The 19,690-nt window shown below is 49.8% G+C and carries 7 protein-coding genes; 1 reads left to right on the top strand and 6 read right to left on the bottom strand.

Features of this window, described 5'->3' with window-relative positions; genetic code table 11:
* Positions 1-1,189 precede the first annotated feature (1,189 nt).
* Both J7I83_RS15870 and J7I83_RS15865 read right to left on the bottom strand, forming a co-directional pair.
* Positions 1,190-2,215, bottom strand: coding sequence for an acyltransferase (locus tag J7I83_RS15870; RefSeq protein ID WP_215102314.1), 1,026 nt, complete (start codon positions 2,213-2,215; stop codon positions 1,190-1,192).
* Positions 2,216-2,968: 753 nt separating this feature from the next.
* Entirely contained in the window at positions 2,969-3,940 is a 972-nt protein-coding gene (locus tag J7I83_RS15865; protein ID WP_353048299.1) for a patatin-like phospholipase family protein, read from the bottom strand.
* Between the two features lie 505 nt (positions 3,941-4,445).
* Here J7I83_RS15865 and J7I83_RS15860 point away from each other — a divergent pair.
* Entirely contained in the window at positions 4,446-5,189 is a 744-nt protein-coding gene (locus J7I83_RS15860) for a C40 family peptidase (protein WP_215102312.1), read from the top strand.
* A 2,155-nt stretch (positions 5,190-7,344) separates the two neighbouring features.
* Here the strand turns inward: J7I83_RS15860 and J7I83_RS15855 are convergent.
* The 4 genes from J7I83_RS15855 to J7I83_RS15840 form a co-directional block, all read right to left on the bottom strand.
* Positions 7,345-8,529 carry a S1C family serine protease gene (locus J7I83_RS15855; RefSeq protein ID WP_215102311.1) on the bottom strand — a complete coding sequence of 395 codons (1,185 nt, stop codon included), beginning with the start codon at positions 8,527-8,529 and terminating at the stop codon, positions 7,345-7,347.
* 261 nt (positions 8,530-8,790) lie between these two features.
* Positions 8,791-8,943, bottom strand: coding sequence for a hypothetical protein (locus J7I83_RS15850; protein WP_215102310.1), 153 nt, complete (start codon positions 8,941-8,943; stop codon positions 8,791-8,793).
* Between the two features lie 105 nt (positions 8,944-9,048).
* A complete protein-coding gene (locus tag J7I83_RS15845; RefSeq protein ID WP_215102307.1) occupies positions 9,049-12,711 on the bottom strand; it encodes a S8 family serine peptidase in 3,663 nt (1,220 codons plus the stop codon).
* Between the two features lie 2,366 nt (positions 12,712-15,077).
* On the bottom strand, positions 15,078-19,337 hold the full coding sequence (locus J7I83_RS15840) for a S8 family serine peptidase (protein WP_215102306.1): 4,260 nt from the start codon (positions 19,335-19,337) through the stop codon (positions 15,078-15,080).
* Positions 19,338-19,690: the final 353 nt, after the last annotated feature.

Genomic DNA, 19,690 nt, shown 5'->3' with positions numbered 1-19,690 from the left:
AGTCGCTTCGGCCGCTCTGGATTGGACTCCCGCCATAAGCCGGGCAGCTGGAGAACGCTGCCAGTCTTATGGCTCCGTCCACTCCCTGACGCACCGGCGCTTGGTGTGGTGGGATACGCAGCGAATTTTTTGAGTGTGTGGGGGAAAGTGAGCGTGGGGTTCTGGAAGCGCTCGGCAGCGGTGGTGCACGCGCCTTTGCTTGGTGAAAAAAATTTGAAGAGCTTGTGGTTTGCGGTAGTTGGGGGTGATGCTAGCGCAGCGATTTAGGAGTCACTACCTTCTGATTTTTCTTCTAGTTTTTTAAAAAAGGATGAGCGTCACATTCACTTGGAAGAGTGTTGAAAACGTAGACAATGGGCTCGTCTCAAAGCGGTTTAGGGCTTTCGCAGAAACGATTGTTTCTGCATCATTTTGTGGGTTGAACTGGGTGTGCTCTTTATATAGTAGCTAGTTGCGAAATCGTAGGTTGGGAAACGGCTGGAGGTTCTAACTGAATGTTTTGAGGTTCTACATGAACGATCCAACCTTCTATATGTATTTTCTCCACTTCTACCTGAATGCGACCTATTCCATCCAGTTCAAGGGCTTGAACTGGATGGAATAGGTTGCATGGCGAACAGCCTGGGGATCGGAAGCGACACTTTCTGATCCAGCTTTCTTCACACACAGGGAGTGATTATTCTGACGAAATCTGTGACTACTCATTAATCTCTATATTGCTGGCTACTTGCAGAATCCCAGCATGGGAAGACGTCCCTGTGTCGGCCACAAATTGGAGGGCATTTGAGTCCGACACAGGGACGGCAACGGGCGAGACACAAATTGAAGGGCATTTGTATCTCGCCCAAGCAACCGCAAACCGCATCCACTTTTGAATCTTCCTCACTAAGCGAAGGCGCGCGCCTCATCGCCGCCAAGCGTTTCCAGAACCACACACTTTCTTCCCCTCCCCACACTTCCCGATTTTGCTGCGAGTCCCACAACACCTAGCGGCCGGTGCGTCAAGGAGTGGACGGAGCGATAAGACCGGCAGCGCACTTCAGCTGCCTGGCTTATCGCGGGAGTCCATTCCAGAGCACCAGAGCGGCTTTTAGAACTCCCAAAAAATATGCCACACCACTCCAAAGCGACTTATAGCAACCACTAAAAACAGCCTTCTTACTATTAAGAAGACTGCTCGCTTTTTTTGCTATGGCACCAGTTTATTGATCACCGGCAGCTTTTGCATAGCCAGGATGATCACGAATGAAATGGCGAATATTAAAATCCAGACCAGCGGCACGCTGATGATCGGGTTGAAGGTGGTTTCATTGAGCCCGAAGAATTTATTCAAATAAATCTGGACGAGCGGATGGATTACGTAGATGCCGAATGTGGCGGTGCTGATCCGTGTGATCAGGACATTCGGTTTGATCTTATTGCTCATGTGCTGGAACCCGATAAAGATGAACAGCGTGATGAACAAGGCGTTCGGCCGATAATGCTCGTAGAAAAAGTCATCGAATTCGCCGACAGGCCTGCCGACGTTCAAGTAGTAGGTGCCCCAAAGCGTTACAAAATAGCTGGCGACGGCCAGTATGCCAAGCGGCATCAAGTATTTTTTCGGTACGGGATAAAGCACGAGATACGCTCCGAGCAGGAAATAGCCGATGTACGGTTGGAACAATCCAGCGCTCAAGGCGATTTCAAACTCAAAAAACTTCGGCAGGAACGGCAGAAAGCTGGAAAAGATGATCCAGAACAGCAAAAAGGCCTGGAAAGTTTTCTTGTCCATATGCAAGACCAAAAGCTTCAGAAACGGCGCCATCAAATAAAGGCCTGTGATGGTATACAAGAACCACAAGTGGTAATAGATGTCGTCGGTCAGGAACTGAACCAGGATTTCGTATGCGGTATACGATTCTTCCAGCTCGTAAATATTGTACAGCGTATAGATGATGCTCCAGAAAATCAGCGGAACAACCACTTTCGACAGCCGCTTCTGCAGGAACTGCCAAACGCTTTCTTCCTTGGCACGCGTCAGCAGCAAGGCGCCACTGAGCATGAAGAAAATCGGCACACACCAGCGAAGGCCTGCATCAAAGACATTGGCGAAATGCCAGATCCAGTCATCTGTGCTGGTGCTGTTGATGATTTTCGAAACTACATGAATGCCGACCACCACGAATATCGACAACACCCGCAGCCAATCCATATAATCGTATCTTCTGGCCATGTGGGCAACTCCTTCTTATATATGTAAGTTGTTTCGTGAAGATTATATGAGGCTGGATATTCCGTGAACCAGCTCCGCTTTCCTGCGGGCTTGCGCCGAACTAACTCGGACTAAACGTCCGAGTGGATTTCGGCACTTCGCTTGCCCGCGGGAGTCTGCGCCAGTTCACTCCATATCCTAATTATGTAACTAAAAAATAAAGCAGGTTCTATAGATAGTTTCATTTATAAAATTATGAGAAGGTCCATCTCTTACTAATGTGATTTTAAAATGAAGCCGGTTCATCTGAGTAATCGCTGTTTATAAAAGGAGTGAGAAGTTTAACTCCTTATCAGCTTCTTACTATAGAAGAAAGAGCGGAAGGCGGCGAAGGGCAAACATGTGCTCCTGCATCGCTGCGCTAGCTTCGTCGCAAAGCTCATGCCCGAACTTCCTTCGGACACGAGCTTTCCTGCGGTAAAACGGAGTGATGAGACCCCGCAGGAGCTTGCGACGAGGAGGCTCAGCGCTTCGTCCGCGGAAAGCGTCCGCCTGGAGCGATTTCTTCAACCTGAAACCACTGCTTCTACATCGCTACGCTAACTTTGTCGCATAAGACAATGGCCAAACTTCCTTCGGCCAATGTTTTGTCCGCCTGGAGCGATTTCTTCCTCCACTCTACTTTTCCACATTGCCTCTTTTATTTCCTATCTTATCTTAGCTTGTTATGAAGGTTTGAACCAATACGAATTGATTACAACTGTATGACAGATGCTACTCCACTAACTGCCGGCACAAGTTCTGGATCTCTTCGCGGTTGGCATCAAGCAGCTCCTGGCCGAGCTTGACCAGGGCGTTGAGGTTCGCATCCGAGCCGTCGTCGAGTTTTTCGGTGCCTTTTTCCAGCAGTTCAATTTGGAACCGGTAATAGCGTTTGGCACTTTCCAAGTCCTTTAGGACGTAATTCAATTGGTAATCGACAACATCCGAGCTGCCGTCCATCAAGATGTACCACAGCGGACGTGCCCAGCTGAGCAGCCCCCAGGTCCTGAAATTCTCGAATTTGATGGTCAGCTGCGGATTGCCAGTGCCCAGCGACACAATCAGCAAATCTTTGTCATCCGGAAAAATCTCTCTGGCTTCGGCATAAGCGCACATGGCCGGGTTGTTGGCAAACACGCCGCCGTCGATAAAGCTGGCACCCGGATAGGCTTTGATCTTTTTTGGCGTAAAATAAGTCGGGGCTGCCGAGGCGGCGCGCGCCACATCCCTCATATAAACATCCTTTTCGATTTTCTTCGTATGCACGTCGCGGCTTTTGAAAAAAGCCGTAAAGCGCCCATGAATTTCGTAGCTGGGAACCACGACATCCTGCAGCGCTTCGGAAAGCATAATTTGCCCGAAGTATTTCTTTAAAGCCTTCTCCAGCGCCTTTGCTTGGTAACGACGCGCGAAGATGCCTCGGGTGATTTTAAAAAACAGCGATTTATCGAAAATTTCATGAGATTCCTCTAAATAAAACCCAAGGAATTGTTCTGCCGTGTAGCGCGGCTTGGCCGGCATTTGTTCGTGCGGCGCAACCAGCCCAAGCGCCAGGATGCCCCCTGTTGAGGCGCCAACAACCAAATCGAACAGCTCAGCGATCGGCTTGCCCGTCTGCATCTCTATTTCTGCAAGCAGCATCGCCGGGATGATCCCCCGTACGCCACCGCCATCGATGGATAGAATTTTCTTCAACTCGCTCACCCTCTTTTTCGAATTTTCTGCCTACTCCAATTGTAAGAAGCTAGCAGATTTCTGTCAAAATTGGATAAGGTGGATGTTATTGCAGTCAAAGTATTCTAATTATTAAGATATCATATTATTATTTTAATAAAAAATTGATCGTAGACTGGTTACTGCGAATCCGTACAGCATCCATTTTTTCCCTTTCAATCTTGCATAGCTAAAATACAGTTGGAAGGATTTTTAAATTTGGATTTATTAGGAGATAAATTGTAACAAACAAATCAATTTATCCGTTAAAAACCCATTTTTCATAGAAATAAACCTTTTTTTATTTTTTATTGACGTTCAAAAGCCCGTCAATAAAGGGTTTTTGAGGATGAAATCTTTTTGTTATACAACTGTAATATAACTGCAATTGAATTGACGTTGTTTTTAAGTCGCTCTCTCTATATAGTAAATGGCAGAGCAAAATATTATTAATTCATATAGTTGAATAATAAAAAACTTGGAGGAACCAACAACAATGAAAAAACTATTCTTTACGCTACTAACAGCAGGATCATTGCTATTTGCTAACTCAGCCACGGATGCACAAGCTGCTCAACCCGTTCAAACTAATGTCTCTTCTTCATATGAAACTACTACTTCATCTGTACAGCAGGTTGCAGCAAGCAAAGCAACTGCAAAATCAGGTACTTTTAAAATGAAATACAACACAAACGTCCGCGCTGATGCCGGAACAAAATACAAAGTCGTCACGGTCGCTAAAAAAGGATCAATCGCTACAGCTACTCACCAAAAGAAAGTCGGCAAATCGACTTGGTACAAAGTAAAAGTCAACGGCAAATCAGGATGGGTTTTAAGCACATTGCTTTCTTCTACTACTGTTAAGAAAGCTTCTGTTAAAACAGCTTCTTCTTCATCAGTCGTTTCAGAAGCATTGGCACTTAAAGGCATCCCGTACAAATTTGGCGGCACGACTCGCGCTGGATTTGACTGCAGCGGATTTATCCAGTACGCATTCAAACAAGCAGGCAAGGACGTTTCACGCACAACTTCTACACAATTTGCTGAGTCTTACAAAGTAAGCAACCCGCAGCCAGGCGACTTGGTCTTCTTCGCCAACACGTACAAGCCTGGAATCTCACACGTCGGGATTTACATCGGCAACAACCAGTTCGTACACTCTGGCGGAGCGAAAGCTGAAGTCAAGAGCATGAACGACCCTTACTGGGGCAAGAAATTCCACAGCTTCAAACGTTTCTAATTAAACAGAGCCTCCAAAAGGGTGACCCGAAGACCTGCTAATAGCAGGCCTTTGCCGGTTCCCTTTTTTTGTTTCGAGTTTTTGTTTCGAGTTTTTTTCGAGTTAACAGTGAGTTGAAAGCAGGGTTGGGGTGAAGAAATCGCTGCAGGTGGACGCTTTCCGCGGGCACGGCCTCTGCCGCTCTCCTCGCTATGCTCAGTCCAGTGGCTCCGGCTCGTGCTGTACCCGCAGGAGTCGCCGCCTTCCGCTCTTTCTTTAGGTTTCTTCTTATTAATAAGTGGGATATGGACAGACTCGTCCATAAAAGAAAGTACAAAGGGCGAGTGGGTAGAGAAATCGCTGCAGGTGGACGCTTTCCTGCGGGCTTGCGCCGAACTAACTCGGGCTTTGTGCCCGAGTGGATTTCGGCACTTCGCTACCCCGCGGGAGTCGCCGCCTTCCGCTCTTTCTTTAAGTTTCTTCTTATTAACACGTGGGATATGGACAGACTCGTCCATAAAAGAAAGTACAAAGGACGAGTGGGTAGAGAAATCGCTGCAGGTGGACGCTTTCCTGCGGGCTTGCGCCGAACTAACTCGGGCTAAGCGCCCGAGTGGATTTCTTTTATGTCGTTGCACTGCTCCCGCGGGAGTCGCCACCTTTCGCTCTTTCTTTAGGTTTCTTCTTATTAATAAGCGGGATATGGACAGACTCGTCCATAAAAGAAAGTACAAAGGGCGAGTGGGTAGAGAAATCGCTGCAGGTGGACGCTTTCCTGCGGGCTTGCGCCGAACTAACTCGGGCTAAGCGCCCGAGTGGATTTCGACACTTCGCTATCCCGCGGGAGTCGCCACCTTCCGCTCTTTCTTTTAGGTTTCTTCTTATTGATATGAAGTGTGAGGGGAAGCGCCACTGTTGTCTCTATTTTGAGTAGGGCATAAGGACGTGATGGGCACGCAGTGCTTTTCGCTTGCGAAAAGCGGGCATCTTGGAGGAGCAGAGCGGATCGGTGTTGGCAGTAAGTGGTGAGTGGGATGCTTTTACATCACCATTTCGTGTCTCGACCTTCACACGCTGTATTCTTATCTCAACTCTTGAAGCGGCTACCTGAACGTTCCAGATTTCTACCTGAACCTTTTTCTCCTTTACATGAACCTTCTCTATCCTTACCTAACTTCGATCTGTTTCACAAAGTTCAAGCCCCTGAATGGAAACTGTTCGCGTGGCGAACAGCCGGGAATAGGGAGTGACACTTTCTGATCTAGCCTCACTCACACACAAGATGTGATTTTTTTCTTAAAATTCGTGTAGGAAACCGAAACTTTCATGTAGCGAAGCAAGACAGTGCGGTAGCATCCTCACCTTCTATAGTAGAAACTTGAAACGATGAGGTAGAAACGCCAACTCTTCATCTAAACATAAACCCCATTCGTAGACTCAACCACACCCAGCGCAGGCGTGTGCACCACCGCCGCCAAGCGATTCCAGAACCCCACTCTAGCTATCTACCTCACACAAAGTTAGGCTCTTTTTATTTAAACAACCACCCAGCTGAGGCGCGTTAACGGGCTGGGCGGAGCTATGAGACGAGTGTTCTTCTCGGCTCATGGCGGGAGCCATGCCCAAAGCGACCGAAGCGACTTACAGAACCCCACTCAAACTACCCCCACCATCCCATACCCAAGCGCAGGCGCGTGCACCACCGCCGCCAAGCGATTCCAGAACCACACGCTCACTTTCCCCCACACCCTACAAGTTTGCTGCGTATCCCCCAATACCCAGCGTCGGTGCGTCAGGGAGTGGACGGAGCGATAAGACTGGCAAGCGAAGCGCTGCCCGGCTTATCGCGGGAGTCCATTCCAAAGCGACCGAAGCGACTTTTAGAATCCGCACCCAATTGCCCCACACCCAGCAAAGGCGCGTGCCCTACCGCTGCCGAGCGTTTCCAGAACCACACACCACCTACCACCTCCACACAAATGGCAGTTCTATGTATAAGAACAACCACCCAGCTGAGGCGCGTCAACGGAGTGGGTGGAGCAATAAGACTGGCAGCGATCCTCAGCTGCCTGGCTTATTGTGGGAACCCACTCCAGAGCGACCGAAGCGACTTACAGAACCACACTCAAACTATCTACCACACACAAAAAAACAGACTCACATATGAGCCTGCTCTTCATTCATTCACAATATCCTCAATCTGATAATCGCCATACTCATCAATCACCACCGTATACACACCTTCATGCAAAACCGTTGATGACTCGCCGCTCGCTGTTTCATGATACGTAAACTCGGCTTCCGCTTCGACCGTTGCGCTGTCTTCACTGACCTCGATGCTGGTGATGGTCGGCTGGACGCTGTCGTAGATGCGGTCCTGGCCGCCGTATTCCTCGATCAGCTCAGTAGCCTCCTGTTCCGCCTCACTGTCCGGCAAAATATAGGACAAGTAGTAGAGGGATTCAGCATCATTCAACGAGTACGGAATTAATTCGTAATAGGATGAAATGAAGTTTTCCAGCAAGTCATCCGCAAAATAGGCGTCTTTGACATCCTGCAGCACGACTTCCTGCTCTTCGGTAACTATCGGGTTTTCGGCCCATCTGGTCAGCTGGTCCCAGACGGTGTAAATGGGAATCGTGTAGCCGGATCCCGGTTTTTCTTCTAGGATAATCGAGTTGATGCCGAGGATTTTGCCGGTATCGGCGGCAATGAGCGGACCGCCGCTGGAGCCTTGGGCAATTTCTGCGTTCATCTCGTAGAGTCCGGTGTATTCGAATTGGTCCAGAAAGTCGAGATCGGTCCCGGTGATTTCACCAGTGGTGGCCGTGTTGCTTTGGTCATTTGGGCTGCCGATAGCGACGACTGGTGTGCCCATGTCAACCGGTTCCATTTCCATCTCCAGCGATTGTTTGCCGGCCAGTTCGTCAACCCGGACAAGTGCCAGGTCCTGTGTATCGGACATGCCGATGACCCTGCCGTTGAATTCCTGGCCATCACTATTTTTGACAGTGATATAGGACGCGTCCAGGACGACATGGGCGTTGGTCAGGATATCGCCTTGTGTGTTGATCAGAAAGCCGGAGCCTTGTTCAAGATCGGTGTACAGTGTGTAGACATGCGTTTTGGCATTGGCGATCATGGAGGACAGTTCGGTTTCCGCTTCAGCAGGCTCTTCGCCGGTCTTTGCCGGTGGGCTTGGCTGTGCCTGCTCGGTTTTTGGTGCCTGCTCGGTCTCGCTTGTTTCTTCTGATCCCAGCAGCAAATAAGCACCTAAGCCGATCACCAGCAGCAACACTACCGATAGCACGGTGATGAGCCGATTGTTTTTATTGATCTTCGGTGATGGTTTTTGGGTCATTGCAATCACCTCGCTTTTTCTGTTCTGGTTTCAGTATAGACGGCTGGCTCCGCCAATGGTTTCATTTTCTGGCTAATCTTTCACCAAGTCCGTAATCAAGTGTTTGGTCGAGGTGTAGTTGTTGTGCTCTCTTAAAAAGAAGCGGACCGGGTTGCCTTCCCGCTGAGGATCGACCATCATCAAGTCGACGGCAATCAGTTTGGGTTTGACGCTGTCGAAGAAACCAAAAATGGCGTCCAGGTCTTTTTCGAGATGCGGATTTTACTGGCTAAGCTGGCCGGGCTCGAAAGTGACCACCTTAACCTCCATGCCGTACTTTTCTTCAATAAACTCTGCAGCGAACTTATCGTCTTTCTGAAAGTTGAAAAATACCCAGATCACGGCCGCAAAGCTCGCCATAATGAGGATTGCCACACCCGGTTTGATCTTGTGTTTTATCCGGTTTACCCCTTTTTTCTTCTATTATAACCATATGCAAAGAAAAAAAGCCGGGACGATCTTTTCCCGGCTTTTCTTAGGCTACTGCTGTTTTGTGATGGTGAAACTTTTTTCTGTGATATGCCCCGCAGCGTCGACGACTTTCAAGGTGAACTTATTGTCACCCGGATTGCCGACCGGCACCGTGATGGTGATGTCTTTATTGAATTTGCCTTCGCCGTATGGTTCGGTCATATCCTGGCTGTAGACCTCGCTGTCGATCAGGTACACTTTGATGGCGTCCATGTTGTCCGTCACATTAAAGCTCACTTCCGCGCTATCCTGGCTGGCCTCTACTGTTTCTGGCACTTCCAGCAGCTCGAGTTCGGCCGGTTGGGTGTCGACCAGGACCTGGCTGCGCACTTCCAGTTTATTGCCCGCTTCGTCGATGGCTTTGGCGAAGATGTCGTTGCGGCCATCCTCCATGGTCAATGAATGCTGGAAAAACATGCCGTCAAAGCGATCAACTTTTTCGCCATTGACCGTCACAGAGACGATGCGCGACTGGTCTTCCACGCTGCCGAAGACATCCACCCGCTTGGTGCTCAATACTTCGAACAGCCCTGGCGCAATGATGGATACTGCCGGTTTTTCGGTATCGGCGGCCATTTCTGTCAGTGGAACTTCGGTTTTATTGCCCGCAGTATCATGGAACACCGCTTTCAGAACGTCCCCTTTTTTGATGTCGGTCGGTACGACATAGCTGGTGGTGCTTGGTGCCAGTGACTCGTCTTCAAAAGTCTCGGGACTTTCGGTCAGCTCCACCCCGTTCAGGAACACTTCCCAACGGTCCGGACCGCCGCCTCCCGCGTTATCCGCAAAACTCGTCACCGTCACGGTTTTGGTTTTCGCATTCAACTTGGCGCTTGCGGCAGGCGCTACCGTATCGACCAAAATCGGCAGCGTCAGCGACTGCCATTCGGCATCGGGATAATCAATGACGGCGCGCATCTGAATCTGGTATTGGCCGTCTTCCACCATTTCGCCGAGCACTTCTCCGTTCCATTCGTTCATCGGATTGTAGTAATAGGCAAAGTCCTGGGTAAAGTTCTTCACCAAATTCTTGCCGGTCTGCAAAGTCCGCAGTTTATTGCCGGCTGCATCCAGCACATTGACCTCTAACGCTTTGGCGTTGCGCAGCAGCGAGAACACTGGAATGACCGATTCCCGGCTGCCGTCGCCGTTTGGTGAAAAGGCGAAGCGCTCAGGAGCAAAGCCTTTTTGGTGGCTGCCGCCATTGATGATCATGCCGAAGTCATCGGTCAGGAACGTCGACGCAAAATAGGTGCTTGGATCCCATGCCACATCGTCGAACACCGGGGCATCGTCCCAGCCGCCGTTAAAGCCGAAATACGGCACGGTGAGCGGCGTGTTGCCCGTAACGCCTTCATTGCCGTCGGTCAAGGTAATAAAACCGTCAATGAAAAAGCCGTTGGTGAACGCCGCAAATTCCGGGCGTCCCTGCAAAGTCGACGCATCGATCGTCACCTGGATTTCCGCTGTGCCATTCGCCGGCACCGTCACCGTTTCGGGTGCGGTGATGTTGACGAGGTCTGTCACCACATTCGAGCCGGCGCGGTTCGGGTCGGTAATGTCAATCTTCCGCTCGGGATGTTTGGTCACATAGTCGGTTTGGACATTGACTGCCACTGCGTAAGTCGCCGCTAGATTCGAGAAGTTCTCGGCCTGCAGCGTGAAGGTCATGCGGTTGTCCTTGATTTCTTTTAACGCGACTTTGGCGTCGCCAGTGTCCTGGTCCGTCACCATGACATCTGTCGACAGCGCATCATGCAATTGCATCAAACCGGCTCCCTGCCGGCGCGGCGAAACAAACTGCCCCGCCACCAATTCGACCGGATTGGCCGTGTTCATCATCAGGCTTTTCGCAAATTCCACGCGGTCCCTGCCTGACAGGCCAAGCTCCTTGATGCGCTGGAACATCAATGCCGTCCCGCCTGCCACGTGAGGAGCCGCCATTGATGTTCCGCTCATCAAGCCGTATTCATCGTTGTTCAAAGTCGAGAAGATGTTGCCGCCCGGTGCCGTGATTTCCGGCTTAAAGTCCAGGTTCGGCGTGGGTCCCCAGGACGTGAAGTCGCTCATCTTGCCGGCATTCGGGTTCGGCGTCTCCAAATTCTCACCGTCAAAGGCGACCGTCACCGCTTTTCCGGCATCCAGCGCTGCTTTCATCGCCAGCCCGTCCGCTTGTAGCGTCGACATGAACGGAATGGCGATCGACGGATCGGATTCCATATTGACGGGGCCGGTCGTGTTGTTGTAGACGATGACACCGGCTGCCCCCGCTTCTTGGGCCGCAAAGGCTTTTTCCGTAAACGGAATCGTCCCGCGCGCAATCAAAGCGAATTTGCCGTTAACGTCTTTCTTTTCAAAATCCGCTGGCTGCCCGAGTCCCACCTCGACTACAGCATGGGAATCGGCAGGCAGGCTTTCCGGCTCCGCGTCGTTTGCCAGCAGGTACAAGGCACGCCCTGCCTCCACTCCGTCTACCTGGTAAACAAAGCTGTCCGTAGTGATGACGCTGTTTTCAAAAGACGCCACCCCCAGCGAATCAACGGCCGTTCCCGGTGTGCCGATCAGGCCGTAATCCTGATTTTCCGCAAACGGCGCCAGGAATCCGGAACCGCGCAGGTCTTCATTTCCCGCAGAAATGGCCACCAGGATGCCATTGTTCGTCGCCCGTTCGACCGCCTGCTGCTCAGGGCTCGAAGTGTCTACAAATCCCGCCGTGGCACCAAGCGACATATTGATGACGTCCGCACCCAATTTGATAGAGTCGTCAATCGCTTTGATGTAAATATCGCCGAACGTCGACGCGTAATACGCATCGTTGCCGAACACTTTCAGCGCCAGCAGCTGCGCTTCCGGTGCGACGCCTTTGATGCCGCCATTTTTCTCATTGCCATTGGCACCAATTGTTCCGGCTACGTGCATGCCGTGCATCGACGCACCCGGCGCGATGTCGCGGATTTCCGTATTGGCATCCATATAGTTGTAGCCAAACGGCACTTTTTGCGTAAAAAACTTGCCTTCTTCAATTTCGCTGTCGGACACAAAGCCCTCAACTTCCGCCTGCGTCAGCGCAGCTGTCGTGTTATTGGTCAGCACCATGTCCTGATGCCCCGGGTCGATGCCGGTATCGATGACGCCCACAATCATCCCTTCTCCTTTAAAGCCATAATCGCGCCATGCCTGCTGCGCCTGCACGAGTTCCTTGGAATATTTCATGGTTGGCTTGACCTCCGGCCGTTTGTATTCGGTCGCTTCGTAGACCGCCTTGACACTCGGCAACTCTGCGATTTCCGCTACCTGTCCCGCTTCGACTTCTGCCGAGAAGCCGTTAAAGACGGCAGTGAAAGTTTGGAGATAGTCGATATTCGGAGCCACGTCGGCAATGGTTGCCTGCACGGTTTGCTGCTTGGCTACGGCTGCCGATTCGATTTGTTGTTTCTGCTCGTCCGGCAGCTCTTTGTAGAGCACGCCTTTTGCGGTCGCGGCTTCTATCGTCGGCTCTTGCTGCAGCTCGATGATGACCCGCACTTTCTCTTTTGGCGATTCCGGCTTGAGCAAGGTTTGCGCCAGTTTGACTTCTGGTTCGGGCGCTGCCTGCACCCGCGGGTTGCTGAATCCACCCAGACTGCTGGATATTAATAATAAAATCGAAAGTAAGACTAACACTTTCTTCATACTTTTTCCTCCTCTTTCTGAGATCCTTACCTAAATTATCAAATAATTAAGTCAACTTCATTTTTCCAGTTAACTTCCCAAAAGTCTATGGTTCCAAAGCTATCTTATTTGTTAGTTTTCTTCGAATTTTTTAGGTATTTCGGGTTTGTGGAGCCTCTTGTTTTTTCCTTTTTTTAGGTGGTAGGAGTTGAGTTGAAGAGGTGAAGAAAATATGTAGTGTGAGTTTTAGAAGTCGCCTCGGGCGCTTTGGGCATAGCTCCGCCTAGCCCAAAGCGCCTTCGCTGGGTGTGCGGTTGCGGGAGTATTTTGGGTGGGGTTCTGGAGGTCGCTCTGGTGCTCTGGAGTGGACTCCCGCGATAAGCCAGGCAGCTGAAGTGCGCTGCTAGTCTTATCGCTCCGTCCACTCCTTGACGCACCGGCCGCTGGGTGTTGGGGGACTTGCAGCAAACTTGTTTTGTGTGGGGTAGATAAGTGGCGTGTGGTTCTGGAATTGCTTGGCAGCGATGGTGCACGCGCCTTCGCTGGGTGTGGGGCAATTGGGTGCGGATTCTAAAAGTCGCTTCGGGCGCTTTGGAGTGGGTTCCCACAATAAGCCAGTCAGCTGAGGAGCGCTGCCAGTCTTATTGCTCCACCCACTCCGTTGACCCGCCTCAGCTGGGTGTTGGGGGATAGGCAGCAAACTTGTTTTGTGTGGGGTAGATAAGTGGCGTGTGGTTCTGGAATCGCTTGGCGGCGGTGGGGCAATTGGCTGCGGATTCTAAAAGTCGCTTCGGGCGCTTTGGAGTGGGTTCCCACAATAAGCCAGTCAGCTGGAGAACGCTGCCAGTCTTATTGCTCCACCCACTCCGTTGACGCGCCTCAGCTGGGTGTTGGGGGATAGGCAGCAAACTTGTTTTGTGAGGTAGATCAGTGGCGTGTGGTTCTGGAAACGCTTGGCGGCGGTGGGGCAATTGGGTGCGGATTCTAAAAGTCGCTTCGGGCGCTTTGGAGTGGGTTCCCACAATAAGCCAGTCAGCTGGAGAACGCTGCCAGTCTTATTGCTCCACCCACTCCGTTGACGCGCCTCAGCTGGGTGTTGGGGGATAGGCAGCAAACTTGTTTTGTGAGGTAGATAAGTGGCGTGTGGTTCTGGAATCGCTTGGCGGCGGTGGGGCACGCGCCTTCGCTGGGTGTAGATGAATCCACAAATAGGGTCTGTGTTTATAGATGAAGATTTGATGTTTCTACCTCACCGTTTCAAGTTTCTACTGTACAAGGTGAGGATGCTACCGCAACGTCTTGCTTCTCTACATGAAAGTTTCGGCTTCCTACACGGATTTCAAGAAAAAAATCACATCTTGTGTGAGTGAGGCTAGATCAGAAAGTGGCACTTCCATTCCCCGGCTGTTCGCCGCGCGAACAGCTTCCATTCAGGGGCTTGAACTTTGTGGAACAAATCAAATTGGAGGAAGGATGGTGAACGTTCAGGTAAGAAAACAAAAGGTTTAGGTAGAGATCTGGAACGTTCAGGTAGCCGCTTCAAGAGTGGAGATAAGAAGAGAAAGTATGAAGGTAGAAACACGAAATGGTGATGTAAAAGCATCCAACCCGTCACTTACTGGCACTCACAAACCAAAAACAAACAGCGATCCGCTCTGCTCCTCCAAAATGCCCGCTTTTCGCAGGCGAAAAGCACTAAGTGCCCATCACTTCCTTATGCTTTCCTCGAAATAGAGACTACAGTGACGCTTCCCCTCACACTTCATATCAATAAGAAGAAACTTAAAGAAAGAGCGGAAGGTGGCGACTCCTGGGGGAGCAGCGAAGTGTCGAAATCCACTCGGGCGCTAAGCCCGAGTTAGTTCGGCGCAAGCCCCCCCGGAAAGCGTCCACCTGCAGCGATTTCTCTACCTGCTTCTCCTTTTAACTTCTTTTATGAACACAACAGCGAAGCTTTTACACTCATCACCTACTATATGAAGAAACCTAAAGAAAGAGCGGAAGGCGGCGACTCCTGCGGGTACAGCACGAGCCGGAGCCACTGGACTGAGCAGAGCGAGGGAAGCGGCAGAGGCCGTGCCCGCGGAAAGCGTCCGCCTGGAGCGATTTCTCTACCCGCTCGCCCTTTGTACTTTCTTTTATGGACAAGTCTTTTCATATCCCACTTATTAAATGAAGAAAACTAAAGAAAGAGCGGAAGGTGGCGACTCCTGGGGGAGCAGCGAAGTGTCGAAATCCACTCGGGCGCTAAGCCCGAGTTAGTTCGGCGCAAGCCCCCCGGAAAGCGTCCACCTGCAGCGATTTCTCTACCCAAACTAAACTTATTCAACAAAAAAAGGCAAGCAATCAAAGATCTGATTGCTTGCCTGTTCTGTTTGGAGATGATGTTAGTCCAATAGCTCCATCTTGTCGAGTGCGCGGTAGAGGACTACTGCTGTTTCAGCTCGAGTAACTTTTGCTAATGGGTCGAAAATGTTGCCATCGCGGCCTGTGATCAGGCCGAGTGCGTATGCTTGCTTGACGGACTCATCTGCATAGCCTTTGATGGCTGCGTCGTCCTCAAATTCGTGAGTCGTGTCCAGGCCTTCAAGCAATGCTGCGTCCTGGTATTCAACTGCACGGATGATCATGACAGCTGTGTCCTGGCGGGAAATTGGCGCTTTCGGATTGAATGTATCGTTGGTCACTCCGCGAACGATGCCAGCACGGGCAGCTGCTTCGATTTCTTCGGCAGCCCAGGTTTTGCTCGGGTCTGCGTCTTTGAACGTGCCTTTGTAGTCTGTAAGAGGCAATTCGAGTGTGCGGACCAGCAAGGCAGCGAATTCAGCACGTGTCAAATCGGCTTTTGGCGCGAAAAGCGTGTCTGTTTTCCCTTTGATGATGCCTTGCGAAGCCAATGCTTCGATTTGGGTTTTGGCCCAATGTGTCTGGATGTCCGTGAATGTTACTTTTGATGCTTTGGTGATGGTGAATGTTTTTTCAGTAATGTGGCCGGCTGCATCTTCGACCGACACAGTGTATTCATTTGCGCCAATTCTCTTGACTGGCACTTTGGTTTTGATGTTTTGGTTAAAGCTTGCTTTGCCGTACGGCTCAGACATGTCTTGACTGAATACTTCGCTGCCGTTTACGTAAGCGTAAATTTGGTCCATATTGTCTTTGACATTGAATGTCACTTCGACTTCAGTCGTGTTGGAGCCCACAGTTTCTGGTGCATTCACTCCAGTGATGACAGCCGGCGTGGTGTCTACCAATACTTGGCGGCGAAGTTCCATTTCGTTGCCGAACTCATCTATTGCTTTTACGACAACGTGTTGAGATCCGTCTTTGAATGTGACGGTGTGCTTGAATTTTTCGCCATCAAACTCTTTGGCTTTAACGCCATTGACTGTCAGGGAAACGATTCGGGAATCGTCTTCTACACGGCCAGCGACTACCACTTCTTTCTTATCAAATGTTTCCAATACTTCTGGTGATGTAAAGAAAATGACCGGTGCTGTGGTTTCATCTTTAGATGAAGTCATCAGCTCTACTGCTGTAGGGTTGCCTGCAACGTCGAAGAAGACAGCTGTCAGTTCATCGCCCGTTTTTACAGGCACTTCCACTTTATAAGAAGTGGTTGCCGGTGCAAGAGATTCGTCTGCCGGAGTCGTTTTGTTCTCCGTCACTTCCTCGCCGTTCAAGTAAACTTCCCAACGGTCTGCGCCGACGCCAGAAGCGTTATCCGCAAATTTCGTTACGTTGACTGTTTTTGTTTCTGCGTTATAAGTTGCTTCTGCTTCTGGAGCTACTGTATCCACAATAATCGGGAAGTTGATCGACTGCCATTGTGCATTCGGGTAATCAATGACTGCACGAAGCTGGATCTGGTATGCTCCATCTTTTGCTGGTTCGCCGTTGATCATGCCATCCCAGCCGTTAAGCGGGTTGAATGTGTAAGGCAATGTTGCTGAATAATGCTTTGTCAGATTTGAAGCTGTGCGGATTGTGCGCAGTTTTTTGCCTGCTTTATCCAATACATTGACTTCAAATGCTTTGGCGTTTCTCATCAAGGAGTAGACAGGGACTGCCATATCCTGCAAGTCATCGCCATTTGGTGAAAATGCGAATCGTTCAGGAACGTAATCGCCAGCGTGCGTGCCGCCAGTGATATCGTTTCCTTGGTCATCTGCCAATAAAGTAGTCTCGTAGTATGAGCCATCCTCCCATGTAAATTCGTCAAAGATGCTGGCATCGTCCCATTCGCCGTTAAAGCCGAAGTAAGGAACGACTAATTCTGTGTTGCCCGTAACTTCTTCGTTTTCGTCCGTCAACCTTACAAAACCGTCAACGAAAAATCCGTTTGTGAAAGCTGCATATTCTTCCATGCCTTCAAGAGCTGATACATCCACTGTCACTGAAACTTCTGCTGTCCCGTTTGCTGGAACTGTGACTGTTTCAGGAGCGTTAACTATAACGTCTTCTGTTACTACATAGGAACCGGTAAGGTTTGGTGCTGTAACTTCGTTTCCTGCTAATGGAGCTGTGTTATCCGTTTGTACGTTTACATCCACTTCATAAGTTGCAGCTCCATCAGAGAAGTTTTCCGCTTTCAATGTAAACGTGAATTTGTCGCCTGTGATTTCTTTCAAGGCCACTTTTGCATCGCCTGTCGCTTTATTCGTCAACATCACATCTGTTGATAATGCGTCATGCAATTGCATCAAACCAGCACCTTGACGGCGTGGAGATACAAATTGATCTTTTGCGAATTGGACCGGATCTGCTGTATTCATCATCAGGTTTTTCGCGAATTGAACGCGCTCGCGTCCTTCGAGGCCAAGCTCTTCAATGCGCTGGAACATCAAGGCTGTTCCGCCTGAAACATGAGGAGCTGCCATTGAAGTACCGCTCATCAAGCCGTAACCATCATCGTTTAAAGTCGAGAAGATGTTGCCGCCCGGAGCTGTGATTTCTGGTTTGAAATCAAGGTTCGGAGTTGGTCCCCAAGAAGTGAAGCTGCTCATCTTGCCTTTGCTCGGGTTTGGCGTTTCAAGGAATTCCCCGTCAAATGCAACGGTCACTTTTTTGCCTGCATCCAATTGCGCTTTCATCTCCACGCCATCTGCCTGTAGAGCGGACATGTATGGAATTTTGATGGCTGCATCTGATGCCATGCTGATGGTGCCTGTCGTGTTGTTGTAAATGATGACGCCAATCGCGCCAGCGTCTTGTGCCGCTAAGCCTTTTTCGACAAAGCCGATTTCGCCGCGTGACACCAATGCAAATTTACCGGCAAAGTTTTTGCCTTCAAAATCAGCTGGTTTGCCAAGGCCCGCTGCCAATACTTCATAATTGGCATTCGGCAAGTCGGTTGGATCTGCATCATTGGCAAGCAAATACAGCCCGCGTCCAGCTTCTGCACCGTCTACTTGATAGGCAAAGCTCATTGCTGTGATGATGTCGTTTTCAAATGACGCAACGCCAAATGAATCGATTGATGTGCTTGGTGATCCTGTCAAACCGTAATCCTGGTTATCGGCGTGCGGGTAAGAAAAGCCCGATCCGAACATATCCGAGTTCCCTGCAGAGATGGACATCAGGATGCCGTTGTTTGTCGCTCTTTCAACTGCTTTTTGTTCCGGGTTTGAGGAATCCACAAATCCTGCAGTCGATCCGAGTGACATGTTGATGACGTCTGCACCCAATTTGATTGAATCATCAATCGCCTTGATGTAAATGTCGCCATAAGTTGACGGATACAACGGATCGTTGCCGAATACTTTCAGCGCGAGCAATTGCGCTTCTGGTGCAACCCCTTTGATGCCGCCGTTTTCTTCATTGCCATTGGCTCCTACTGTACCGGCGACGTGCATGCCGTGCATGGAAGCTTCTGGTCCAAGGTCAAGAATTTCGTTGTTGCCATCCATATAGTTATAGCCAAATGGCACTTTTGCTGTGAAGAATTTGCCGTTTTCGATGGATTTGTCAGCCACTAACGCCGCTACATCGGATTTTGTGATGTCGCCCGTTGTGTTGTCTGTCAACACCATGTCTTTGTGGCGCGGGTCGATTCCGGTATCAATAACACCGACAACCAGCCCTTCACCGCGGTATCCGTAATCTGTCCAGGCTTGTTGCGCCTGAACCAATTCTTTCGAATACTTCATTTCCGGCTGAGCTTCAGGACGCTGATACTCAGTCGATTCGTAAACCGCTTTAACACCGCTTAAATTCGCGATGTCTTCAACAAGTCCTGCTTCCACTTCAGCAGAAAAGCCGTTGAATACGGTGGTGAAGTTTTCAAAATATGTAATCTGCGGAGCGATTGAAGCGATGGATAGCTGAACGGAATCCTGTCCCGTGACAACTGCCGCTTCCAATGACTCTTTTTGGTTTTCAGGAAGGTTTTTATAGAGAACGCCTTTTTCTGTAGCGCTTTCAATCGCCGGCGCTTTTTCAAGCTCAATGATCACCCGGACTTGTTTTTCCGGATCTTCTGGATTTACGAATTTTCCAGGTACTTCCAGTTCTCCTTTTTTCAATTCCACATTCGGTACGTCCGATGAATTCACGGCTGCCGAGACCCCAGTAAGGCCAAAAACAGCTGAGCTGAATGTCATCATGAAGACCATCGCCAGCAATAAAATCGGTTTTAACTTGGTCAATTTTTTTCCCCCTTTGTTTCTAATCTGCAATTATAAAGAATCTTTACAATTGCACAACAACTTAAATTTACCATATTTTTTTAATGTTGCAAATTATAATTGGATGTATTTTCATGTAATCAGATGTTATTTAAGAGGTTTTTACTAGATACCGCTTGATTTTATTTAGTTTCTCGAATTAAAAAACTTTTTTTGTGGGTGGAGAAATTGCTCCTGGGAGAAGAGACAGGGTAAGAAATCGCTCCAGGCGGACGCTTTCTTATCATTAGTCAAGGATCTTTCTCGTTGGTATTCCAGGAGAACAGAAGAAGCAAGGAGCTTAGAATGGCTGCTTTCCGTTCCAGCGCTCGCTT

Origin of the sequence: Planococcus sp. ISL-110 (genome assembly GCF_018613575.1) — a bacterium.
In the GTDB taxonomy this organism is placed as follows: Bacteria; Bacillota; Bacilli; order Bacillales_A; family Planococcaceae; genus Planococcus.
Note: the sequence above shows the minus strand (reverse complement) of the source record. Positions and strands in the feature narration are given on the sequence as shown.